This is a genomic window from Rhodococcus gordoniae (assembly GCF_001646655.1).
Lineage (GTDB): Bacteria > Actinomycetota > Actinomycetes > Mycobacteriales > Mycobacteriaceae > Rhodococcus > Rhodococcus gordoniae.
On record NZ_LPZN01000013.1, the window covers coordinates 151352 to 174034 of the forward strand.

General features: G+C 68.6%; 23 protein-coding genes. 16 read left to right on the plus strand and 7 right to left on the minus strand.

Features of this window, described 5'->3' with window-relative positions:
- Positions 1 to 54: 54 nt before the first annotated feature.
- Positions 55 to 1578 (plus strand): MinD/ParA family ATP-binding protein, encoded by a 1524-nt coding sequence (locus tag A8G18_RS07595; RefSeq protein ID WP_064063375.1) that lies wholly within the window; start codon positions 55 to 57, stop codon positions 1576 to 1578.
- 5 nt (positions 1579 to 1583) lie between these two features.
- Here A8G18_RS07595 and A8G18_RS07600 read toward each other — a convergent pair whose 3' ends face one another.
- On the minus strand, positions 1584 to 2105 hold the full coding sequence (locus A8G18_RS07600) for a M23 family metallopeptidase (RefSeq protein ID WP_064063376.1): 522 nt from the start codon (positions 2103 to 2105) through the stop codon (positions 1584 to 1586).
- A gap of 305 nt (positions 2106 to 2410) precedes the next feature.
- On the opposite strand from A8G18_RS07600, the gene rpsB reads away from it, so the two are divergent.
- From rpsB to A8G18_RS07630, 6 genes are all read left to right on the plus strand, one after another.
- Entirely contained in the window at positions 2411 to 3253 is an 843-nt protein-coding gene (gene rpsB / locus A8G18_RS07605; protein ID WP_026003585.1) for a 30S ribosomal protein S2, read from the plus strand.
- 130 nt (positions 3254 to 3383) lie between these two features.
- Positions 3384 to 4208: a translation elongation factor Ts gene (gene tsf, locus A8G18_RS07610; RefSeq protein WP_064063377.1), complete on the plus strand. Its 825-nt coding sequence runs from the start codon at positions 3384 to 3386 to the stop codon at positions 4206 to 4208.
- 195 nt (positions 4209 to 4403) lie between these two features.
- Positions 4404 to 5132 carry a UMP kinase gene (pyrH, locus tag A8G18_RS07615; RefSeq protein ID WP_006550976.1) on the plus strand — a complete coding sequence of 243 codons (729 nt, stop codon included), beginning with the start codon at positions 4404 to 4406 and terminating at the stop codon, positions 5130 to 5132.
- 28 nt (positions 5133 to 5160) lie between these two features.
- Entirely contained in the window at positions 5161 to 5718 is a 558-nt protein-coding gene (gene frr / locus A8G18_RS07620; RefSeq protein WP_016935508.1) for a ribosome recycling factor, read from the plus strand.
- Between the two features lie 2 nt (positions 5719 to 5720).
- Positions 5721 to 6659, plus strand: a complete 939-nt coding sequence (locus tag A8G18_RS07625; protein ID WP_064063378.1) for a phosphatidate cytidylyltransferase — start codon at positions 5721 to 5723, stop codon at positions 6657 to 6659.
- An 8-nt stretch (positions 6660 to 6667) separates the two neighbouring features.
- The gene (locus tag A8G18_RS07630) at positions 6668 to 7411 is read left to right on the plus strand and encodes a class I SAM-dependent methyltransferase (protein ID WP_172506034.1); all 744 of its coding nucleotides are present in this window, start codon (positions 6668 to 6670) and stop codon (positions 7409 to 7411) included.
- Positions 7412 to 7421: 10 nt separating this feature from the next.
- Here A8G18_RS07630 and A8G18_RS07635 read toward each other — a convergent pair whose 3' ends face one another.
- Positions 7422 to 8261, minus strand: coding sequence for an HpcH/HpaI aldolase/citrate lyase family protein (locus tag A8G18_RS07635; protein ID WP_064063379.1), 840 nt, complete (start codon positions 8259 to 8261; stop codon positions 7422 to 7424).
- A 158-nt stretch (positions 8262 to 8419) separates the two neighbouring features.
- On the opposite strand from A8G18_RS07635, the gene rlmN reads away from it, so the two are divergent.
- A complete protein-coding gene (gene rlmN / locus A8G18_RS07640; RefSeq protein ID WP_064061626.1) occupies positions 8420 to 9529 on the plus strand; it encodes a dual-specificity RNA methyltransferase RlmN in 1110 nt (369 codons plus the stop codon).
- A 66-nt stretch (positions 9530 to 9595) separates the two neighbouring features.
- Here rlmN and A8G18_RS07645 read toward each other — a convergent pair whose 3' ends face one another.
- Entirely contained in the window at positions 9596 to 9844 is a 249-nt protein-coding gene (locus A8G18_RS07645) for a DUF2631 domain-containing protein (protein WP_026003452.1), read from the minus strand.
- Between the two features lie 151 nt (positions 9845 to 9995).
- On the opposite strand from A8G18_RS07645, the gene dxr reads away from it, so the two are divergent.
- The 5 genes from dxr to A8G18_RS07670 all read left to right on the plus strand — a co-directional run bounded on the left by dxr (position 9996) and on the right by A8G18_RS07670 (position 16405).
- Positions 9996 to 11147 (plus strand): 1-deoxy-D-xylulose-5-phosphate reductoisomerase, encoded by a 1152-nt coding sequence (gene dxr, locus A8G18_RS07650; protein ID WP_064063409.1) that lies wholly within the window; start codon positions 9996 to 9998, stop codon positions 11145 to 11147.
- 15 nt (positions 11148 to 11162) lie between these two features.
- Complete coding sequence (locus tag A8G18_RS07655) at positions 11163 to 12380, plus strand: M50 family metallopeptidase (RefSeq protein WP_064063380.1); 1218 nt, start codon at positions 11163 to 11165, stop codon at positions 12378 to 12380.
- 45 nt (positions 12381 to 12425) lie between these two features.
- The gene (gene ispG, locus A8G18_RS07660) at positions 12426 to 13580 is read left to right on the plus strand and encodes a flavodoxin-dependent (E)-4-hydroxy-3-methylbut-2-enyl-diphosphate synthase (RefSeq protein ID WP_064063381.1); all 1155 of its coding nucleotides are present in this window, start codon (positions 12426 to 12428) and stop codon (positions 13578 to 13580) included.
- Between the two features lie 114 nt (positions 13581 to 13694).
- A complete protein-coding gene (locus A8G18_RS07665) occupies positions 13695 to 14531 on the plus strand; it encodes a GNAT family N-acetyltransferase (protein ID WP_064063382.1) in 837 nt (278 codons plus the stop codon).
- Between the two features lie 95 nt (positions 14532 to 14626).
- Entirely contained in the window at positions 14627 to 16405 is a 1779-nt protein-coding gene (locus A8G18_RS07670) for a penicillin-binding transpeptidase domain-containing protein (protein ID WP_064063410.1), read from the plus strand.
- 27 nt (positions 16406 to 16432) lie between these two features.
- Here A8G18_RS07670 and A8G18_RS07675 read toward each other — a convergent pair whose 3' ends face one another.
- Complete coding sequence (locus A8G18_RS07675; protein ID WP_084421578.1) at positions 16433 to 17296, minus strand: LuxR C-terminal-related transcriptional regulator; 864 nt, start codon at positions 17294 to 17296, stop codon at positions 16433 to 16435.
- A 106-nt stretch (positions 17297 to 17402) separates the two neighbouring features.
- On the opposite strand from A8G18_RS07675, the gene A8G18_RS07680 reads away from it, so the two are divergent.
- Together A8G18_RS07680 and map are read left to right on the plus strand one after the other, a co-directional pair.
- Positions 17403 to 19046: an AMP-binding protein gene (locus A8G18_RS07680; protein ID WP_064063384.1), complete on the plus strand. Its 1644-nt coding sequence runs from the start codon at positions 17403 to 17405 to the stop codon at positions 19044 to 19046.
- A 63-nt stretch (positions 19047 to 19109) separates the two neighbouring features.
- Positions 19110 to 19967: a type I methionyl aminopeptidase gene (map, locus tag A8G18_RS07685; protein ID WP_026003066.1), complete on the plus strand. Its 858-nt coding sequence runs from the start codon at positions 19110 to 19112 to the stop codon at positions 19965 to 19967.
- 4 nt (positions 19968 to 19971) lie between these two features.
- Here map and A8G18_RS07690 read toward each other — a convergent pair whose 3' ends face one another.
- The 3 genes from A8G18_RS07690 to A8G18_RS07700 are packed head-to-tail and all read right to left on the minus strand — an operon-like array spanning position 19972 to position 21964.
- Positions 19972 to 20706 carry a hypothetical protein gene (locus A8G18_RS07690; protein ID WP_016933170.1) on the minus strand — a complete coding sequence of 245 codons (735 nt, stop codon included), beginning with the start codon at positions 20704 to 20706 and terminating at the stop codon, positions 19972 to 19974.
- Positions 20703 to 21608, minus strand: a complete 906-nt coding sequence (locus A8G18_RS07695) for an ABC transporter ATP-binding protein (protein WP_064063385.1) — start codon at positions 21606 to 21608, stop codon at positions 20703 to 20705. The genes A8G18_RS07690 and A8G18_RS07695 overlap by 4 nt, the downstream gene beginning before the upstream one ends.
- Positions 21605 to 21964: a GntR family transcriptional regulator gene (locus A8G18_RS07700; RefSeq protein ID WP_064063411.1), complete on the minus strand. Its 360-nt coding sequence runs from the start codon at positions 21962 to 21964 to the stop codon at positions 21605 to 21607. The genes A8G18_RS07695 and A8G18_RS07700 overlap by 4 nt, the downstream gene beginning before the upstream one ends.
- 121 nt (positions 21965 to 22085) lie before the next feature.
- Between A8G18_RS07700 and A8G18_RS07705 the strand changes: the two genes are divergently transcribed.
- Complete coding sequence (locus A8G18_RS07705; RefSeq protein ID WP_064063386.1) at positions 22086 to 22652, plus strand: alpha/beta fold hydrolase; 567 nt, start codon at positions 22086 to 22088, stop codon at positions 22650 to 22652.
- The last annotated feature ends 31 nt before the right edge of the window (positions 22653 to 22683 follow it).

The following is a 22683-nucleotide window of genomic DNA, read 5'->3' on the forward strand; positions in this document are numbered from 1 at the left end:
ACGAACCCTCCCGGTTTGATAGCGTGCGCCGGCACCATCGAATCGGGGGAACAGATGAGACGCAACGATCCGAGTCCTGCCGTGCCCGCCTGGCTGCAGGACCCACCGGAATCCGAGACCGACTCCGCGCGTCGCGGCTTCCGCCGCGCGGGCCGGGGCGCCGAGGCATCCGGCCCTTCGGCTCCGCCCGGCGACGGTGCGTCCGCTCCGGTTCCCTCCGCTCCGCTCGGGATGACGGCATCCGTACCGCTCGGCATGGCGCTGCGGCCCCGGATCACCACGGACGAGAGTTCCGTGCAGGAAGTGTCGGAGCCGGTGGCCGCACCGGCCCCCGCATGCCCGGAATCCGCCGAGACGATCCTGGGCGAGGCGGCCGAACGCGAGTCGGTTTCCGATCCCGCGTCGGTGGAACCGGAATCCGTTTCCGCCGATCCGGCAGCCGAGGGGGTGGCGTCAGGGCCCGGAACCGGGGAGCCGGCACCGGAGGTGCCGGTCCGGGAGACCGCAGAGCCCGACCCCGTGTCCGTCGGTCCTCGTCCGGTGCCGATGCTCGATCCCGTCTCACCGCCGACGGACACCGCGGCCGACGACTCGCAGTACGCGGCGCAGCACTTCGACCATCGACCGTCGAACATCGACCTCGCGTCGGGAGTGCTCGTCCGCCGGTCGCGACGTCCGTCGGGGCGGTGGCGGGAGAGTGTCGGCAGACTCACCGGGGGCAGACTCGACGGCGGAAGCAGCGAGCGCCGCGAGGAACTCGTCGCCCGCATCCGCCAGCCGATTCCGGGCGACTACCGGATCGCGGTGCTGTCCTTGAAAGGTGGGGTGGGAAAGACCACCACCACCGTCGGGCTGGGATCGACGTTCGCCTCGTTGCGTGGCGACTGCGTCATCGCCGTCGATGCGAATCCGGACTTCGGCACCCTCGCCCAACGGATTCCGCAGCAGACCACGTCGACGGTGCGGGATCTGCTCGCGAACGCGTCGGGGATCCGCCGGTACTCGGATGTGCGCGCCTACACCTCGCAGGCGCCGAGCCGACTCGAAGTGCTTGCGAGCGAACGTGATCCCGCTGCGTCGGAAGCGTTCAGCGAGGAGGACTACCGCCGCGTCGTCGACATCCTGCAGGTCTACTACAACGTCATCGTCACCGATTGCGGAACCGGGATCATGCACTCGGTCATGCGCGGAGTGCTGGACCTGGCGAACACCCTCGTGCTCGTCGCATCGCCGGCGGTCGACGCGGCGCGCAGTGCTGCCGCGACACTCGACTGGCTACAGGCGCACGGCTTCTCCGCGCTGGTCGAACGGACGGTCGTGGTCGTCAGTTCTCCCCGGCCGGGTTCGGCGAGCATCGACATGGACGCGTTGACCGCGCACTTCCTCGCTCGCTGCCGCGCGGTGAAGGTGATTCCGTTCGACGAGCATCTTGCCGAGGGCGCCGAGATCGATCTCGATCGGCTCCGGCCCGCGACCCGGACCGCGTTCGTCGAATTGGCCGCGATGGTCGCCGACGACTTCCCCGCCCTCTCGGGCCGGCACGCGGTGCACCAGCCGGGTCGGCGCACGGGGCACTGACCGTCTCATACGGGCAGCAGCCGGATCACCGGACGCTGCACGAGGGGGAGCGGATCGAGGTAGTCGGCGCGTCCGCGGCGCAGCCCCCAGTGCAGACATGCGGGGGAGACGCATCCTTCGTGGCCGGCGGCGACGGCGCCGATGGGATCGCCTCTCGTCACCCGGCGACCGGCGGTGACCGAGGCGTCGACGGGTTCGTAGGTGGTGCGCAGACCGCCCTCGTGATCGATGGAGACCACGGGCTTGCCCGCCACGGTGCCGGCGAACGCGACGACGCCGTCACCGGCGGCCACGACGGTCTGTCCCGCGTGTGCGTCGAGGTCGACGCCGCGGTGTCCGGGGAGCCAGTTCTGCTCGGGAAGATCGAACTGTCTGCTCACCGCGGGACGCGGATCGAGCGGCCAGACGAACCGTCCGGGGTCGGCGGAGGCGGTGCCCGGGACGACGACGGGTGCGGCGAGCGCACCGAGCGGGACGAGCGCGGCGATCGCGACGGGGAGCATCCGCAGGGGAGCGGCAAGGGCCATGTCGCCAGCCTCGTGAATCGGAGTCCTCCGCACCAGTAGGTCGTCGCGATCTGGGGACAACCCGGATCTCTCCACAGCCTCGGTGCCTCCCGGTTAGGGATCCGCGCCCGCTCCGCGTACACTTGTCGGGCGGTCTGTATACGCAGATCGACTTCGCGCGTCCGCGCATCGGTACCGACCCGTTTTCTCCGGGCCGCACCGGAAATGACCGTCGCCGGTCCCGCAAGGGTTCGACGGGCATGTGGACGCCAGGGCGGAGATCGCAAGATCCACCGCGGAAACCGACACGAAAGAGAGAAACAGGCATGCCTGTTGTGACTATGCGGCAGCTGCTCGACAGCGGCGCCCACTTCGGACACCAGACCCGTCGCTGGAACCCGAAGATGAAGCGGTTCATCTTCACCGACCGCAACGGCATCTACATCATCGACCTGCAGCAGACCCTGACGTACATCGACAAGGCGTACGAGTTCGTCAAGGAGACCGTCGCCCACGGTGGAACCGTGCTGTTCGTCGGCACCAAGAAGCAGGCGCAGGAATCCATCGCCGAAGAGGCCACCCGCGTGGGCATGCCCTACGTGAACCAGCGCTGGCTCGGCGGCATGCTCACCAACTTCTCGACCGTCCACAAGCGCCTGCAGCGCCTGAAGGAGCTCGAGTCGATGGAGCAGACCGGCGGCTTCGAGGGACGCACCAAGAAGGAAATCCTCATGCTCACGCGTGAGAAGAACAAGCTGGAGCGCACCCTCGGCGGCATCCGCGACATGGCGAAGGTTCCGTCGGCGATCTGGGTCGTCGACACCAACAAGGAGCACATCGCCGTCGGTGAGGCCCGCAAGCTGAACATCCCGGTCATCGCAATCCTCGACACCAACTGCGATCCGGACCTCGTCGACTACCCGATCCCGGGTAACGACGACGCGATCCGCTCCGCGGCGCTGCTGACCAAGGTCGTCGCTTCCGCAGTCGCCGAGGGCCTGCAGGCCCGCGCCGGCAAGAGCGGCGACGCCGAGGCCAAGCCCGAGGCCGGCGCCGAGCCGCTCGCCGAGTGGGAGCAGGAACTGCTCGCGCAGGCCACCCCCGCCGCAGACGCCGAGGCGCCCGCAGCGGACGCAGCCCCCGCCGCAGACGCAGCCCCCGAGGCCTGATTCGTTGCCCGGCCCCGACCGCTCGATCGAAAGATCATGGTCGGGGCCGTCGCATCGCAGCCCGAGCCCGTCCGGGTGCCGAGGCTGCGCCCAGAGACTTTTCCACCACAGACACAGGAGGCTCGCTTCCATGGCGAACTACACCGCCGCCGACGTCAAGCGTCTCCGTGAGCTCACCGGCTCCGGAATGCTGGACTGCAAGAACGCGCTCGCCGACAACGACGGCGACTTCGACAAGGCCGTCGAGCAGCTGCGCATCAAGGGTGCCAAGGACGTGGGCAAGCGCGCCGAGCGCTCCACCGCCGAGGGCCTCGTCGTCGCCAAGGACGGCGTTCTGGTCGAGCTGAACTCCGAGACCGACTTCGTCGCCAAGAACGACGAGTTCCAGGCTCTCGCCGACAAGGTCGTCACCGCTGCCGCGCAGGCCCGCTCGAACGACGTCGAGGCACTCAAGGCCGTCGAGGCCGACGGCAAGACCGTCGACACCCTCGTCCAGGAGCTGTCCGCGAAGATCGGCGAGAAGCTCGAACTGCGTCGCGTCGCGGCGTTCGAGGGCCAGACCGCCGTCTACCTGCACAAGCGTGCTTCGGACCTGCCGCCGTCGGTCGGCGTGCTCGTCGAGTACACCGGTGAGGGCGACGCTGCTGCCGAGGCCGCTCGCGGTGCCGCGATGCAGATCGCCGCGTTGAAGGCCAAGTACGTCAGCCGCGACGAGGTTCCCGAGGAGGTCGTCGCCAACGAGCGTCGTATCGCCGAGGAGACCGCCAAGGCCGAGGGCAAGCCGGAGCAGGCCCTGCCGAAGATCGTCGAAGGCCGTGTCAACGGTTACTTCAAGGACGTCGTCCTGCTCGAGCAGGCGTCCGTGACGGACTCGAAGAAGACCGTCAAGGCGATCCTCGACGAGGCCGGTGCGACCGTCACCCGCTTCGTGCGTTTCGAGGTCGGCGCCAGCTAGTTCTTCCACTCCTCGACCCCGTCGGTTCACAACCGGCGGGGTCGAGGTGTGTCGAGCCATGCCGCCTCGGGCCCGGAGGCGCCCGCGCGTGTCGCGCGGTGACAGGTGTGGCGTGTCGATCCGCCCGATCTCGGTTCCCCAGGGTGGATGAGGCAGGATGGTAAGGGCCGATTCATGTGCAACCAGAGGAGAGTCATGTCCGACCACGCCCACGATCGGCCCGGATTCCGCCGGGTACTGCTCAAGCTCGGCGGCGAGATGTTCGGCGGTGGCAAGGTCGGACTCGACCCGGATGTGGTGACGACGGTGGCCCAGCAGATCGCAGAGGTCGTGCGCGGGGGCGCCGAGGTCGCGGTGGTGATCGGTGGCGGCAACTTCTTCCGCGGCGCCGAACTTCAGCAGCGTGGTCTCGAGCGTGCGCGGTCCGATTACATGGGCATGCTCGGCACGGTCATGAATTCTCTTGCGCTGCAGGACTTCCTGGAGAAGGAAGGCATCGATACCCGCGTGCAGACGGCGATCACGATGGGGCAGGTCGCGGAGCCTTACCTGCCGCTGCGTGCGCGCCGGCACCTCGAGAAGGGGCGCGTGGTCATCTTCGGTGCAGGCATGGGTATGCCGTACTTCTCCACCGACACCACCGCCGCGCAGCGTGCCCTCGAGATCGGCGCCGAGGTCGTCCTCATGGCGAAGGCCGTGGACGGCGTCTACTCCGACGACCCGCGCACCAACCCCGATGCGGTGTTGTTCGAGGAGATCACCCATCGCGAGGTCATCGAACAGGGCCTCAAGGTCGCCGACGCGACCGCCTTCAGCCTGTGCATGGACAACGCCATGCCGATCATGGTCTTCAATCTGCTGACCAAGGGCAATATCGCTCGAGCCATCGCCGGTGAGAAGATCGGAACACTCGTACGGTCATGAACGGACAACGGAACATGGAGGAACTGCCGTGATCGATGAAGCCCTCTTCGAAGCCGAAGAGAAGATGGAGAAAGCCGTCACGGTGGCCCGGGACGATCTGGCCGGCATTCGGACCGGTCGGGCGAACCCGGGCATGTTCAACCGCATCGTCGTCGACTACTACGGTGCTCCCACGCCGATCACGCAGATCGCCAGCATCAATGTTCCCGAAGCGCGCATGGTCATCGTCAAGCCGTACGAGGCCTCGCAGCTGAACGCGATCGAGACCGCGATCCGCAACTCCGATCTCGGGGTCAACCCCTCCAACGACGGCAACATCATCCGCATCTCGGTCCCGCAGCTCACCGAGGAGCGTCGCCGCGAACTCGTCAAGCAGGCCAGAGCCAAGGGCGAGGACGCCAAGGTGGCGGTGCGCAACGTCCGCCGCAAGGCGATGGAGGAACTCGGCCGCATACAGAAGGACGGCGAAGCCGGTGAGGACGACGTGAACCGTGCCGAGAAGGAGCTCGACAAGACGACCGCGAAGTACGTCGGTCAGATCGACGAGTTGATGAAGCACAAGGAAGCCGAACTGATGGAGGTCTGACAGTGGGCCGAGCCGACGGGTCCTCCGACCCGCAGCTTCCACTCGGTGCCGGAGCCGACTCCGGTGCCACCCCTGCAGACCCGGCACCGGCGACCGACCCCGGGTCGGAGCCGGTCGAGAAGCCGTCGCGGGCCGGACGTGACCTTCCCGCCGCCTTCGCGGTCGGCGGTGGTCTGGGTGCGCTCGTCATCGGGATCCTGCTGTTCGCCCCGACGGCCTGGCTCGCGGTGGTCGCGGCCGCGATCGGTATCGCGACCTGGGAGGTCACCAAGCGTCTGCGCGAGGCGGACGTGCTCGTCCCCAGACTGCCGTTGCTGGCCGGTGGCCAGGCGATGATCTGGCTCGGGTGGCCGTACGGCACAACGGGTGTGCTGGGCGCGTTCGCGGGCACGGTCGTGGTGACGATGCTGTGGCGCCTGTTCGATCACGGCCTCGTCGCGCAGCCACGCAACTACCTGCGCGACACCGCGGTTGCGGTCTTCGTCGCCGCCTGGCTGCCGCTGCTCGCGTCCTTCGCGACCCTCATGGTCCTCCAGGATCAGGGCGCCCAGCGTGTGTTCTGCCTGATGCTCGTGTGCGTCGCGTCGGACATCGGTGGTTACGCGGCCGGCGTGCTGTTCGGCAAGCACCCGATGGTGCCCGCGATCAGCCCGAAGAAGTCCTGGGAGGGATTCGGCGGGTCGCTCGCGGCGTGTATCGCCACCGGCGTCCTCACCGTCGTCTTCCTGCTGGACGGACCGTGGTGGGTCGGTGTACTGCTCGGTGCGGTGCTCGCCCTTACGGCCACAGCCGGCGACCTGATCGAGTCGCAGGTCAAACGCGATCTCGGAATCAAGGACATGGGCACCCTGCTGCCCGGCCACGGCGGCATCATGGACCGGCTCGACTCGATCCTGCCGTCGGCCTTCGTCACCTGGCTGATCCTGACGGCCTTCGTGTAGCCCGGCCGATGGTGCGTTCGTCGAAGCTCCGTACGCCGACGTCGGGTGGCGGTGTGATCGCCAGCCCCAACATCTGGCACTGGCCCGAGGTGTACGAGGAGGAGAACCGCGCGCAGGACCCCCGTGGCGCCGTGTACGCGGCGCTGCGGCAGGTCGCGGACTGGACCGGTCGCGACGTCGTCGACGTCGGATGCGGGTCGGGTTTCCACCTTCCGATGTTCGCGGCCGACGCGCGCACGGTGACCGGGATCGAACCGCATCCGCCGCTGGTCGCTGCGGCACGCGCCCGCGTGCGCGATCTTCCTTCGGTCACCGTGGCGGAAGGTTCCGCCGCCGACATGCCTGTGCCCGATGCCTCGGTGGACCTCGTCCACGCCCGCACCGCCTACTTCTTCGGTCCCGGTTGCGGTGCCGGCATCCTCGAGGCGATGCGCGTGCTGCGTCCGGGTGGCGCGCTCGCCGTCGTCGACCTCGACGCCACCGCTCACCCCTACGGCGACTGGATGCGAGACGACCTGCCGCACTACGGCCCGGCGGCGGTCGAAAGGTTCTTCGACGCCCAGGGCTTCGACCTGCGCCGGATCGACACGCAATGGGAGTTCCCGGACCGTGCGACGCTGGGGCGCGTGCTCGGCATCGAGTTCGGACCTCGAGTCGCGGCCCGGGCGATCCGGGAGACACCCGGCACGACGCTCACCGTCCGCTACCGGCTGCACGTGCGCCGCAGACCCGCCTGCCTCGAACTACGCTGAGCCGCGCCCCTCAGCGCGACCGGCCGATGCCGAACATTCTCGCGAGTTCGGTGATCTTCTTCGCCTTCGCGAGATTCGGCAGGTCGCTGCCGTCGCGAACGTTGCGGCCGTCCTCGCCGAGCCGATCGATCACGCCCTCCGCCCAGTCGACATCCGTGGTGTTCGGGCTCAGCGCGACGTTCGCGTACGACGCGCGCTCGGCCGTCATGCACAGCTTGCCGGTCATCCCCATCGAGCGGGTCAGCTCGGCTTCGCGTTCGAGCACGTCGGGATCGTCGCTGAGGGTGGGGCCGTCGATGGGTCCGGGCAGGCGCGCGGCGCGGCTCGTGATGACCAGTCGCGACCGGGCGTACGCCATCGCCATCGGGCTGTCGCTCATACCGGTGTCGCGCCGGAAGTCGCCGCTGCCGAAGACCAGGCGGAAGGTGCCCTCGGCCCGGGCGATCTCGGGAGCCGCCTCCAGACCCATCGCCGACTCGATCAGCACCAGGATGCGGGTGCCCTCCGGCAGACGGTCGGCGGTGGCCTCGACCTGGTGACCGCTCTCGGCCTTGGCGAGCATCACGCCCCGGAGGCCGGGGACCCCGGAGAGCGCGGCGAGATCGTCGGTCCAGAACGACGTGGTGGCGTCGTTGATGCGCACCCAGGCCTGCCCGCCACCGCGAAGCCACGCGATGACGTCGTCGCGTGCCGCCGGCTTGGCCGGGGCCGGCACCGCGTCTTCGAGGTCGAGCACCACCGCATCGGCCGGAGAGCCGGCGGCGGCGTCGAAGAGTTCGGGGGAGCGGCCCGGAACGAGCAGCCACGAGCGTGCGACTTCGGGAGCGACGAGACCGGTCATGATGTCCATCCTCCCGCATTCCCACTCCGGCGCCGGGCGACTCGGAGTGTGCGGAACCGATCGGGACCGATCCCGGACGGGAAGAAACATCACGGCCCCCGAAGGGGGGCGAGCATCACAGCGACACCGCGACCCATCCGTCCCGGATCATGGGACAATGGGTGATTATGGCTTCTTCTCTGCCCCTGGTCTTCGATGCGCCCAAGCGTGGTCTGCCGCCGCGCCATCTTGCCGACCTCGACGCAGATCAGCGTCGCGACGCGGTGCGCGAACTGGGGCTGCCGGCCTTCCGTGCCGACCAGCTCGCCCGGCAGTACTACGGACGGCTCGAGGCGGATCCGGCGAAGATGACCGATCTTCCCGCCGCCGTCCGCGACAAGGTGGGGGAGTCGCTGTTCCCGCCTCTGCTCAGCGCGGTCAAGCACATCGCGTGCGACGGAGGGGAGACCCGCAAGACGTTGTGGCGCGCGCACGACGGCACCCTTCTCGAGAGCGTGCTCATGCGGTATCCCGACCGCGCCACGCTGTGCATCTCGAGCCAGGCGGGGTGCGGCATGGCGTGCCCGTTCTGCGCGACAGGCCAGGGCGGCCTCGACCGGAACCTGTCCACGGCGGAGATCGTCGATCAGGTGCGTGCGGCTGCTGCGGCGCTGCGCGACGGTGACGTCGCCGGCGGACCCGGACGGCTGTCGAACGTCGTGTTCATGGGCATGGGGGAGCCGCTCGCGAACTACAAGCGGGTGGTCGCGGCGGTGCGCCGCATCACCTCACCTGCCCCCGAAGGGCTCGGCCTGTCGCAGCGCTCGGTCACCGTCTCCACCGTGGGACTGGCACCGGCCATCCGGCGCCTCGCCGACGAAGGTCTGAGCGTCACCCTCGCGGTGTCGCTGCACACCCCGGACGACGAACTGCGCGACACCCTCGTCCCCGTCAACAACAGGTGGTCGGTCGCCGAGGTTCTCGAGGCGGCGCGGTACTACGCCGACAAGACCGGCCGGCGCGTCTCGATCGAGTACGCCCTCATCCGCGACGTCAACGACCAGCCGTGGCGCGCCGACATGCTCGGCAAGAAGCTCCACAAGGCGCTCGGGTCGCTCGTGCACGTCAACTTGATCCCACTGAACCCCACACCGGGCAGCGAGTGGGACGCCAGCCCGAAGGACGTCGAACGCGAATTCGTGCGGCGCGTGCAGGCCCAGGGCGTGTCGTGCACCGTGCGCGACACGCGTGGCCAGGAGATCGCGGCAGCCTGCGGGCAGCTCGCCGCCGAAGGCTGAGGCGGCACCGAAGACACGACAGGGCCCGTCCGGAGAATTCCGGACGGGCCCCGAACGTTCGTGGAACTAGCGCAGACGGCGCCGGCGCACCGCGTCGCGCGCGACGATGAACACGAGCAGGGCCGCCGAGCCGATCAGGTACAGGCTCTCCACGTGTCCTTCGTGGTTGCCGATGAGCATCAGCAGCAGGAACGCCGCGACGACCAGGGCCATGACGCGGAAGAACTTGGGGGCTTCCCCGCTCCAACCCCACTCGGCCGACGGAACTTCCGCCGCCACATCACTACGAGTGGACTGCAACTCGGTACCGGCCACGGCTTCCTCCTGCTCACCAGATGCTTCTGTTGCTGCTTATCGTGACATACGACCCCCTGTCGTACGAAGCGGGGCATGCGTGTGGCGCCTCCCGGTGGGTGGAGGCCGGGCGGTTCAGGAACTGTTCAGGTGCGTGGGGAACAATGCTCGCGTGGCCGACACTCGATCTTCTTCCCGCACCCGGGTGCTCCTGCTGGGCAGCACCGGTTCCATCGGTACCCAGGCACTCGACGTGATCGCCGCCAATCCCGACGAGTTCGAAGTCGTCGGTCTCGCCGCCGGTGGCGGCAGGACCGACCTGCTCGCCGAGCAGATTCGCGCGACCGGCGTACGGGAGGTCGCCGTGGCCGATCCCGACGCCGCCGCCCGGCTCGACCTGCCGGTCCGGAGCGGCCCGGCCGCCGTCACCGAACTCGTGCGTGAGGTCGGCGCGGACGTCGTGCTCAACGCCCTCGTCGGCTCCCTCGGTCTCGAACCGACCCTCGCGGCGCTCGGCACCGGCGCGCGACTCGCATTGGCGAACAAGGAGTCGCTGGTCGCGGGCGGGTCGCTCGTCACGAAGGCGGCGGGGCCGGGCCAGATCGTTCCTGTCGACTCGGAGCACTCCGCGCTGGCGCAGTGCCTGCGTGGCGGCAGCGGCGACGAGGTGGCGCGCCTGGTCCTGACCGCCTCGGGCGGACCGTTCCGTGGCTGGACGGCCGATCGCCTCGACTCGGTGACACCCGAGCAGGCCGGTGCGCACCCCACCTGGTCGATGGGACCGATGAACACCCTCAACTCGGCCACGCTCGTCAACAAGGGACTCGAACTCATCGAGACGCACCTGCTCTTCGGCGTGGAGTACGACCGGATCGACGTGACCGTGCACCCGCAGTCGATCGTGCACTCGATGGTCACCTTCGTCGACGGTTCCACACTCGCCCAGGCGTCGCCGCCGTCCATGAAGTTGCCGATCGCATTGGCTCTCGGCTGGCCGCACCGCGTCGCGCACGCTGCACCGGCGCTCGACTTCTCGGCGGCGTCGACCTGGGAGTTCGAACCCCTCGACGACGACGTCTTCCCTGCGGTGCGGCTCGCACGCCAGGCCGGTCTCGGAGGCGGATGTCTCACGGCGGTCTACAACGCGGCCAACGAGGTCGCTGCGGAGGCCTTCCTCGCCGGCGCCCTGTCGTTCCCGCGGATCGTGCAGACCGTCGAGGCCGTGCTGAACGACGCGCACGAGTGGTCCGCCGAACCCAGTACCGTGGACGACGTGCTCGCCGCCGACGGCTGGGCCCGCGACCGGGCGCGCACACTCGTATAGGAGGATCGGCCACTCATGATGTTCGCACTGGGCGTGGTGGTGTTCGCCCTCGGCATCGCCATCTCGATCGCTCTGCACGAGGCCGGCCACATGTGGACGGCGCAGAAGCTGGGCATGAAGGTCCGGCGTTACTACATCGGTTTCGGCCCCCGTGTGTTCGCGTTCCGCCGCGGGGAGACCGAATACGGTCTCAAAGCCGTTCCGGCCGGCGGGTTCTGCGACATCGCGGGTATGACGGCTCTGGACGAACTCGCGCCCGACGAGGTCGACCGCGCGATGTACAAGCAGAAGACGTGGAAGCGTCTGGTCGTGATGTCGGGTGGCATCGCGATGAACTTCCTGCTCGGTATCGTCCTGATCTACGTCCTGGCTGTCGCGTGGGCACTACCGCAACTGAACCCGCAGGCCACGGTTGCCGAAGTGTCCTGTGTTGCACCCAGCCAGGCAGGGAAGGAAGACGACTACGCGCTCGCGCCGTGCACCGGCACAGGGCCCGCTGGTGCAGCAGGAATCCGACCCGGCGATGTGATCGTCGCTGTGAACGGCCAGGAGGTCGAGAGCTTCTACTCGCTGGTCGAGAAGACCCGCGCCGCCACCGGCACCGTCGACTTCACGATCGAGCGAGGTGGGGAGACCCTGACCGTGCCGGTCACCGTCGAACAGGTGCAGCGGTACGTGGAGAACACGCAGACCGGAGAGATCACCTCGGAGACGGTCGGCGCTATCGGCGTGACGGGCGAAGAGAACCGGCCGACCGAATACAACGCTCTCACCGCGATCCCGGGAACAGTGGAGTTCACCGGTGACCTGATCGTCATCACGGCTCGATCATTGATGGATCTGCCCAGCAAGGTGTCGGATCTGTGGACTGCGGTGACGGGAGGGGAGCGCGCCGTCGACACTCCGGTCAGCGTGGTCGGTGCGAGCGTCATCGGTGGCCAGTTCGCGGAACGTGGGATCTGGCAGTCGTTCGTCCTGCTGCTGGCCCAGCTGAACTTCTTCCTCGGTGCCTTCAACCTTCTGCCGCTGCTTCCGCTCGACGGTGGACACATGGCGGTGGCGATGTACGAACGCATCCGCAACTGGATACGCGGATTGCGCGGGCTCCCGGAAGGAGCACCCGTCGACTACATGAAATTGCTTCCGCTGACCTACGTGGCTGTAGTGATCGGTGGTGCGTTCATGGTCCTCACCCTCACGGCGGACATCATCAACCCCATCCAGCTGTTCTGACCTGCGCCGGTAGACTTGACGGATAGCGACGAAAGAAGGCGAACTGTGACCAGCCCCGTCGGATTGGGCATGCCCGAAATTCCTGCGGTCCTCGCACCCCGGCGCAAGACCCGCCAGCTCATGGTCGGAAATGTCGGCGTCGGCAGCGATCACCCGGTGTCCGTGCAGTCGATGACCACCACGAAGACGCACGACGTGAACGCCACTCTCCAGCAGATCGCGGAACTCACGGCGTCCGGCTGCGACATCGTGCGTGTCGCGTGCCCGCGTCAGGAGGACGCCGACGCACTCCCGATCATCGCGAAGAAGAGCAAGATCCCGGTGATCGCCGACATCCACTTCCAGCCGCGGTACATCTTCGCCGCGATCGACGCCGGTTGTGCGGCCGTGCGCGTCAATCCCGGCAACATCAAGGAATTCGACGGTCGTGTCAAAGAGGTCGCGAAGGCGGCCGGCGATGCGGGAATCCCCATCCGCATCGGCGTCAACGCCGGTTCGCTCGATCCCCGCCTGATGGCCAAGTACGGCAAGGCCACCCCGGAAGCGCTCGTCGAGTCGGCGTTGTGGGAGGCGAGCCTGTTCGAGGAACACGGCTTCGGCGACATCAAGATCTCCGTCAAGCACAACGACCCGGTCGTGATGGTCGAGGCCTACCGGCAGCTCGCCGCGCAGTGCGACTACCCGCTGCATCTGGGTGTCACCGAGGCCGGTCCGGCCTTCCAGGGCACCATCAAGTCGGCCGTGGCCTTCGGTGCGCTGCTGAGCGAGGGCATCGGCGACACGATCCGCGTGTCGCTCTCGGCGCCACCGGCCGAGGAGATCAAGGTCGGCACCCAGATCCTGCAGTCCCTGAACCTGCGTCCCCGCAAGCTCGAGATCGTCTCCTGCCCGTCCTGCGGACGCGCCCAGGTGGACGTCTACTCCCTCGCCAACGAGGTCACGGCCGGCCTCGAAGGCATGGAGGTGCCACTGCGGGTCGCGGTGATGGGCTGTGTCGTCAACGGCCCCGGTGAGGCCCGCGAGGCCGACCTCGGTGTGGCCTCCGGAAACGGCAAGGGCCAGATCTTCGTCAAGGGCAAGGTCATCAAGACCGTGCCCGAGGCGCAGATCGTCGAGACGCTCATCGAGGAAGCGATGCGGATCGCCGACGAGATGGAAGGCGACGCCGCGGGCGGCGGTCCCGTGGTGTCGGTCGGCTGATACGGGTGGGGCGCACGGGACGGGCCTCTCTCACTTTCGGGTCCTCCGGTTTCCACGCCGCCGCCCGACATGGCACCCTGATGTCGTATCGGCTTGTCGACGGGTGGTGAGCGAGTGCTCAAGCTTCTGGGTGTCCGGTCGTTGGGCGGACGTGACACCGCCGCGGTGCTCCGGGTGCTCGCCCGAGACCCCGTGGCCGCGTGCATGGTGGCCGGCCGCATCGAGGAGTACGGGCTCGACGGACGTGCCGTCGGCGGCGAGATGTGGAGCCGCGGTGGACCGGAGACGTCGCTGTGTTTCTCGGGTGCCAACCTCATCCCGCTGCTGGGCAGCCCGGACGACATCCAGGCGTTCGCCGAACGCGCGAGTCGCGGTCCGCGGTTGTGTTCGTCCATCGTCGGTCGCGCCGAGTACGCGCTGCCCATGTGGGAGCGGCTCGAATCCACGTGGGGCGCTCCCCGCGAGGTGCGCGCCGAGCAACCCCTCCTCGTCCTCGACCGCGAACCGCTCGTGGACCCCGACCCGCTGGTCCGGCCCGTGCGGACCGACGAACTGGATGTGTATCTGCCCGCCGCGATCTCGATGTTCATCGAGGAGGTCGGCATCGATCCGCGAACCGGCGACGGCGGTGCGGGCTACCGGCGTCGTGTCGCGAGTCTGATCGCGGCGGGACGTGCCTGGGCGCGCTTCGAGAACGAGCAGGTCGTGTTCAAGGCGGAGGTGGGCTCGCAGTCGTCCACGGTGGGCCAGATCCAGGGCGTCTGGGTCGATCCCGCACACCGTGGCACAGGTCTCGGCACGGTCGGCACAGCCGCTGTGGCGTGCGCGGTCGCTCGCAGCGGTCGTCTGCCCAGTCTCTACGTCAACAGCTTCAACGCTCCGGCCCGCGGAGCCTACGCCCGCGCAGGATTCCGTCAGGTCGCGACGTTCTCCACGGTGCTGCTCGACTGATTTCCCGCCGGCTCTGCCTACGATGACGGGCGATGAGACCTCGAAGCGGCACCCCGGCATCCTCGTACACCCGCGCGCTCCGGATCTGCGCGGCGTTGTCGGCGACCGTCGTGCTCCTCGGCCTGGCCGTCGCGTGCACGTCGCGACCGGCCGGTCCCGAGGCGGCCGCCCAGGCATTTCTCGACTCGTTCGCCGCGCAGGACGTGGACTCGGCGGCGGCCCGCACCGACCGTCCCGACGACGCGGCCGTCGCGATGCAGGAGGTCCTGGACGGGTTGCAGGCCGAATCTCTCACGGCCACAACCACATCAGTCCGGATCAGCGGCGACTCCGCCGTCGTGGGATACAGCTACGAATGGCACCTGCCGAAGGAACGGGTGTGGCAGTACGCCGGTGAACTCAACATGGGGCGCAGCGGGACCGACTGGGTCGTGCGGTGGGCGAAGTCCGCGTTGCACCCACAGCTCGGCGAACGACAGACCATGCTGCTCCGCAGCAGCCCGGCACCGCGTGCCCGGGTCAACGAGCACGCCGGCAGCGACATCCTCGTCCCCGGCACGGTCTACGGCATCGCGTTCGACGCGTCGAAAGCCACCGACCTCGCCGGTGCGGCGCGTCAGCTCGCATCGGCACTCTCGGAGTTCGATGCCTCGCTCACCGCGCAGGCCATCGCGGAATCGGTGACGGCCGCGTCCGGTCCGCGTGCGGTGGTGCGGCTGCGCGAGGACGACTACGAACGCGTCGCCCCCCGCCTGTCGGGGATCGACGGAGTCGTGGTGACCGAGCAGGCCGATCTCGTCGCGACCGACCGCAACTTCGCTCCCGATCTCGTGGGGCAGATCAAGAAGACCGTCATCGACGAGGTCGACGGTACGGCGGGGTGGAGTGTCGTGGTGGTGAACCAGTACGGCGTCGACACCGGGGTACTCACCGAGACACCGCCGCAGCCGGCCCCGTCGTTCTCGGTCAGCCTCGATCGTCCCCTTCAGGTCGCGGCCCAGGCGGCCGTCGATGCGCGGACCGAACAGGCGATGACGGTGGTGATCGAGGCGTCCACGGGCGCCGTCCTGGCGGTGGCCCAGAACAAGGCCGCCGACCGCGACGGGCCCGTCGCGTTGGCGGGCCAGTATCCACCGGGTTCGACGTTCAAGATCATCACCTCCGGTGCGGCGATCGCCGACGGGCGTGCGACCCCGAATACCATGGTTCCGTGCCCCGGCCGCATCACCATCGGGGAGCGGAGCGTGCCGAACTACAACGAATTCGAGCTCGGAACGGTATCTCTCGCCACGGCGTTCGCCCGATCCTGCAACACCTCCTTCGCCAAGCTCGCCTCCGAGATGGAGCCGGACGCGTTGACGATCGCCGCCTCCCGGTTCGGGATCGGCGTGGACTACGAGGTGGTCGGGATGCCGACCTTCACCGGTTCGGTTCCTCCTGCAGAGGATCTCGTCGAACGGACCGAGGACGGCTTCGGCCAGGGCAAGGTCGTCGTCAGCCCGTTCGGGATGGCGCTGACCGCGGCGACGGTCGCTGCCGGCCGCACCCCCGTGCCCTATCTCATCGCCGGGCGCGAGACGGTCGTCGACGGTGTACCGCCGCCGGTGACGCCGGAGATGGTGGAGGGTCTGCGCGAGATGATGCGGCTGGTGATCACCAGCGGCACCGCCGATCGCATCCGGGACCAGGGCGATGTCTACGGCAAGACCGGTGAGGCCGAGGTCGAAGGCGGGTCGCACTCGTGGTTCGTCGGCTACCGCGGTGATCTCGCGTTCGCGACGCTCGTCGTCCGAGGCGGCAGCTCCGACAACGCGGTCGCGGTCACGCGTGACATGTTCGACGCCCTGCCGCCCGAATACGACGAAGGGGCTTGAGTTCGGGTCTGTGGACCCGGCCGGATATCAGGGCAGCAGCCCCGACTTGCGCGCCGCGACGACGGCCTCGTGGCGGGAATGGACGTCGAGCTTGCTCATGGCGCTGCGCAGGTAGCTCTTGACCGTCTCGGCACCGACCGACAGGCGCTGGGCGATCTCGGCGTTGCTGCACCCGAGCGCCACATGGGACAGCACGTCGGTCTCGCGCGGGGACAGCACGACCTCCGTCGGTTCCGGCTGCGTCCCGTCGAGCACTCCGGCGAGCCGGTCGGAGAGCGAGCGCAGCTTGTCCTGGAGCGCCGGGTCGGTCGCGCCCTGGGCGAGCACCCGTAGCTCGGCGTGTACTTCGCGGACCTGCGCGGTCGCGACCGGATCGCGGTCGCCGGACGAATGCTCGAGCATCGCGAGTCGCCGATCGACCTCGTCGCGCACCGCGATTTCGTGCGCGAGACGTGCTGCCGCCTGCGCGAACGCCGTCACCGCGCGATCGCCGACCGGGGCGCACTCGCGGGCCGCGCCGTACAGCACGGCGCGGGCCTTCCCTTCGACGAGCACGGGCACGGCGAGGATGGACCGCAACCCCTCGTACAGCACCGGACGATCGAAGTGGTGCGTGATCGACGCGGAGCGACCGTAGTCCGACACCGTCACCACCCGCGACTCCGCGAGAACGCGGCCGCCGAGACCTGCGCGCGGCGGCACCACGACACCGGCCAGGCTGTTGGTGCGGGTGCCGAAGAATTCGCTCAGTTGCAGCGATCCCTGTTGTACCTCACCGGCAAAGACCACGGGCAGTTGGGCGTGCGCCGCGGTGCGGCGGAGTTCTCCCCGCAAGGCATCACCGTCGCGGGGACGCAGGAGCGCCGACGAGGAGGACGACACGAACGCCACCCCTTTCCGGGGGTATCGGGAATACGGTGTGACTCGAATCATAGACGTCGAACGGGTCTATCCCACAGACGACGACATACCGGCCGGTACGGACGAAAGGACCACGATGCGCGACACAGCAAGCCGTGTGCGGACACTGCTCGAGCGGTACGACACGGCAGACGCCTGCGCAGCCCGATTGCTGTGCGACGACCACCCCGCCGATGCGGTGGCGTTCACCGTCATCGACGCCGATCTGAGTTCCACCGACCTCACCTACGGTGAGCTTCGGGAACGTTCGGCGCGCTTCGCCGCGGCGCTGGCGGATCTCGGTGTCGAACCCGGCGACCACGTCGCCACGCTCATGGGCAAGTCCGCCGATCTGGTGGTCGCGGTCCTCGGCATCTGGCGTCGCGGCGCGGTGCACGTGCCGTTGTTCACCGCCTTCGCGGCGCCGGCGATCGCCTTCCGGCTCGACGCCAGCGGCACCAAGGTGGTCGTGGCCGACCGCGACCAGGCGGGCAAGCTCGCCGCGGGCTCCGACCTTCCCGCCGACGTGCCGTGGCAGGTCGTCGTGGCCGGTGAGGGCAATGCCGACGCATCGGGTCGCGGGGCCCGCGACTTCGGCGAACTGCTCGCAGCGCATTCGGACGACGACCCCCGAGGCGAGGCGGTCGCCGTGGGTGGGGGCGGACGGCTGGTCCAGCTGTTCACCTCCGGCACGACCGGCACCCCCAAGGGCGTTCCCGTCCCGGTGAAGGCGCTGGCGTCCTTCCACGCCTACCTGGAGTTCGGTCTCGACGTGCGCGAGGACGACGTCTTCTGGAACGCCGCCGACCCGGGATGGGCATACGGGCTCTACTACGCGCTGCTCGGGCCGCTCGCCGCCGGTCGGCGCAGCCTCCTGCTGCACGCCGGCTTCTCGCCCGCGCTCACCTGGAAGATCCTCGACACCTTCGGCGTCACCAACTTCGCGGCGGCCCCGACCGTCTACCGGAGCCTGAAGGCCGACACGGCGGAGCATCCGCGGGTCCGGCTGCGCCGCGCCTCCTCGGCCGGTGAGCCGCTCACCCCCGACGTCCTCGCCTGGTCCGAGGAGACCCTCGGCGTCGTGGTGCGCGACCAGTACGGGCAGACCGAACACGGCATGTTCGTCGTCGACGCATGGGCGGACGAGTTGCGCGAGGACACCCCGCCGCGGTCGATGGGCAAGCCCCTGCCGGGCTGGAGCTGCACGGTGCTGCAGGAGGACAGCGACGAACCGGCCGAACCGGGTGAGGTCGGCCGCGTCGCGATCGACGTGCACGCGAGCCCGCTGGTGTGGTTCACCGGGTATGTCGACGCTCCCGAGAAGACCGCCGAACGGTTCAGCGCCGACGGCCGGTGGTATCTGACCGGCGACGCCGGGAAGGTCGACGAGAACGGATTCTTCTTCTTCTCGTCCCGCGACGACGACGTGATCATCATGGCCGGTTACCGCATCGGCCCGTTCGACGTCGAATCGGTGCTCGTGATGCACCCCGACGTGATCGAGGCCGCAGTGGTCGGATTGCCGGACGAGCTGCGCGGTGAGGTCCTCGAGGCGTTCGTGGTGCTGCGCGAGGGAGTCCACGGCGACGATGCGCTCGAGGCGGACCTCCAGAAGCTCGTGAAGCAGAAGTACGCCGCGCACGCCTACCCGCGCGCCGTCCACTTCGTTCCGCACCTGCCCAAGACGCCGAGCGGCAAGGTCCAGCGGTTCAGGTTGCGCCAGGCGGGCGCCGTCGGCTGATCTGTGGATGACGGCCTGATCGGGATGACGGGGGAGCGGGGCGCGGCAGCTAATCTGGAAGTCATGGCTACCCGCGCTCCGCTCGTCCCCGGCACTCCGACTCCCGTCCGGGAGGTGCCCGCGTCGATCGAACGCCCGGAGTACGTGTGGAAGCCCACGGCGAAGGAAGGCAACGAGCCGTGGGTGCAGACACCCGAGACGATCGAGAAGATGCGACTCGCCTCGAAGATCGCCGCGCAGGCCCTCGTGGAAGCAGGTAAGGCCGTCGCGCCGGGGGTGACCACCGACGAGATCGACCGCGTCGCCCACGAGTACATGTGCGATCACGGCGCCTACCCGTCGACGCTGGGCTACCGCGGCTTCACCAAATCGTGCTGCACCTCGCTCAACGAGGTGATCTGCCACGGCATCCCCGACTCGACCGTCGTCGAGGACGGCGACATCGTCAACATCGACGTCACCGCCTACATCGACGGCGTCCACGGCGACACCAACGCGACCTTCCTCGCCGGCGACGTCTCCGAGGAGGTCCGCCTTCTGGTCGAACGCACCCGCGAGGCGACGATGCGGGGCATCAAGGCCGTCAGGCCCGGCCGGGCCCTCAACGTCGTCGGCCGGGTCATCGAGTCCTACGCCAACCGCTTCGGCTACGGCGTCGTCCGCGACTTCACCGGCCACGGCATCGGCGAGACCTTCCACAACGGCCTGGTGATCCTGCACTACGACCGTCCCGACATCGACACGATCATCGAACCCGGGATGGTGTTCACCATCGAGCCGATGATCAATCTCGGCACCCCCGACTACGAGATCTGGGACGACGGCTGGACGGTCGTCACCAAGGACCGCAAGTGGACCGCGCAGTTCGAGCACACCATCGTCGTCACCGACACGGGCGCCGAGATCCTCACCCTGCCGTGACCACCTAGGGCGCGGCGTTCCGGGCGACCCACCAGGTCGCGCTCGTGCACACCGCGGCGACCAGTGCGGGAAGCACCACCAGGGTCGTGGTCGGCGCGGCATCGGCGAACCACGACCACAGCGCCGACCACGATCCGGTCCACGTCACGACGATCGCGACGAGACCGCCGAGCACCACGACGGACGCGGTAGCCGTCAGCAGACCCGTTGCGCGCCAACGGTGCTGGATGGCGCCGGCGAGCATCGCCAGTGCGATGATCAGGAGCATCGTGGTGAAGAAGCCCAGGAACTGCACCACGGAACTGTCGGTGACGAAACGCAGGATTCCGAACATCCGCATGTTCACGCCCCAGCCACCGGTCGCGGCTTCGAGCACCGAGAGGATCTGGAAGACGACCGAGAACACCGCGGACTGGACCACGGCGATCCACACCATCGACTGCATGTAGTGCGATCGGGTGGAGCCGAGACGCAGTGCGAACGAGAACATCTGGGTCATCGCCAGGAGGTAGAACGCGATGACGAAGCCGTAGACCGACAGCACGCTCCCCGTGACGTTGTACTCGGCACCCGTGTCGACGAGCGAGAAGATCACCCACGGGATGAGGGCCGAGGTGACCAGCAGGCCGACGGGCCACGCGAGGAGCAGTGGCCACGAGACGAGCTGCAGGCGGGCGACGGACAGGACGCGCGCGGGCCCGGTGGTGATCGGGGCCGGCAGCGGGATCGCGGTGGTCACAGCGATGCCTCCTCGTTCGTGGTGGCGGATGCGGATGTCCGGTGGAGATGGACCACGAGGTCCTGGAGCGAGATCGGCTGCACGTCCACCGGTCCGGAGGTGCGGGGAAGTTCGTCCGGGTCGCTGCGGAGGAAGGTCGTGCGGGCGACGCCGCCGAGTCCCTCCGTGTGCAGGACGGTGCTGTCGCCGACGATCCGTGCCACTTCGTCCGCCGGTCCGGTCGCCTGCGCGGCCCGGGTGCGCAGCGTGTCGGTGTCCTCGTCGACGACGAGATGTCCGCGGTCGAGCACGAGGACGTGTTCCAGGAGGTCGGCGACCTCGTCGATCAGGTGGGTCGACAACACGACGGTGCGCGGCCGCTCGGCGTAGTCGAGCAGCAGTTCGTCGTAGAACATCTGCCGGGCGACGGCGTCGAGGCCCAGATACGGCTCGTCGAAGATCGTCACCGGTGCGCGCGACGCGAGGCCCACCACGATGCCCAGCGCGGAACTCATGCCGCGGGAGAGCTTCTTGACCTTGCGGCCGCAGGGCAGCGCGAACCTCTCGGCCAGCCGCTCGGCGTACCCCCGATCCCACAGTGGCAGCAGCAGTTCCGCCGAAGCGAGCACGTGCCCGACCCGCAGGTCGTCGGGATGACGCTGGGTGTCGGCGACGAAGCACAGCTGCTGGAGTACGGCGGTGTTCTCGTACGGATCCGCTCCGAACACCTCGACGCTGCCGGTGGTGGGACGCAGGTGGCCCGCAAGCAGCTGCATCAGGGTGGTCTTGCCGGCGCCGTTGCGGCCGAGCAGGCCGTAGATCGTGTTCCGGTGCAGCGTGAAGTCGGCGTCGGTGAGGGCAGCGACGTCCCCGAACTGCATGCCGAGGTGACGCGCGCGGACGACGGGCGAGGTGATGGTCATCTGTGCTCCCGTGTGTCGAGCATGGACTTGAGCTCGTCGATGCCGATTCCGAGTTTTCCGGCCTCGAGGACGAGCGGGACGACGTACTGCCGGGCGAACCGATCCCGTCGCCGGGCGACCAGCTTGTCGCGGGCGCCGGTGGTGACGAACATGCCGATTCCTCGCTTCTTGTAGAGGATTCCCTCGGTTGTCAGGGCGTTGAGACCCTTCGCCGCCGTGGCCGGATTGATGCGATGGAAGGCGGCGAGCTCGTTCGTGGAGGGAACCTGCGTCTCTTCCGCGAGGCTGCCGTCGACGATCGAGTTCTCGATGAGCTCGGCGATCTGCCGGAAGAGGGGCTTGCCCTCGTCGTTCAGCACGATGCTCCTGAACCCGAAGGCGGGTGCATCGGTTCATTACTCATGTAATGAACCATAGGACCTGATCGTCGATACGGCAAGAGCCGGTGCACCTACCGCGGCCATGTAGCGTTTGCGCATGGACTCGAGGACGGTGACCACGCCCGGTGGCGACGTGCAGGTACGGATCGGCGGCCCCGAAAGTCGTTACACGGTGCTGCTCTTCCCGGATGCGGGAGAGAACGCGGACGTGTACGACGTCGTGTGCGAGCGGCTGCACACCTCCGACCTACGGACGATCGTGGTCGAGAAGATCGACGGACTCGCGCCCGGTGACGTCTTCGCCCTGCTCGACGGTCTCGCCCTGCCCTGGGTGCACCTGGCGGGCAGTGGAGCAGGAGCCGAGCTGGCATGGGCCGTCGCCGCAGGACGATTCGGACGCTTCGCGAGTCTCGTGGTCGCCGATCGCGGCCATCCCGCGGTCCCGGACCGCGACGGCACGGTGCGCGACGCCACGGCGCCGCCCGCGGAGGTCCCCACCACGATCGTCGTCGGTACCTCGTCGCGTCGCGCCGAGGCCGACGCGTCGATGCGCTACGTGACGGGGGAGTTCCGGGTGGTCGAACTCGACGGAGTGGACAACGTGCCCGTCGATGCGCCCACCGACTTCGCGTCCGCGATCGCGCTGCGTACCGGCAGCTGGTGATACGCGTGTGGCCTGCGGCCCCGGAGGGCGG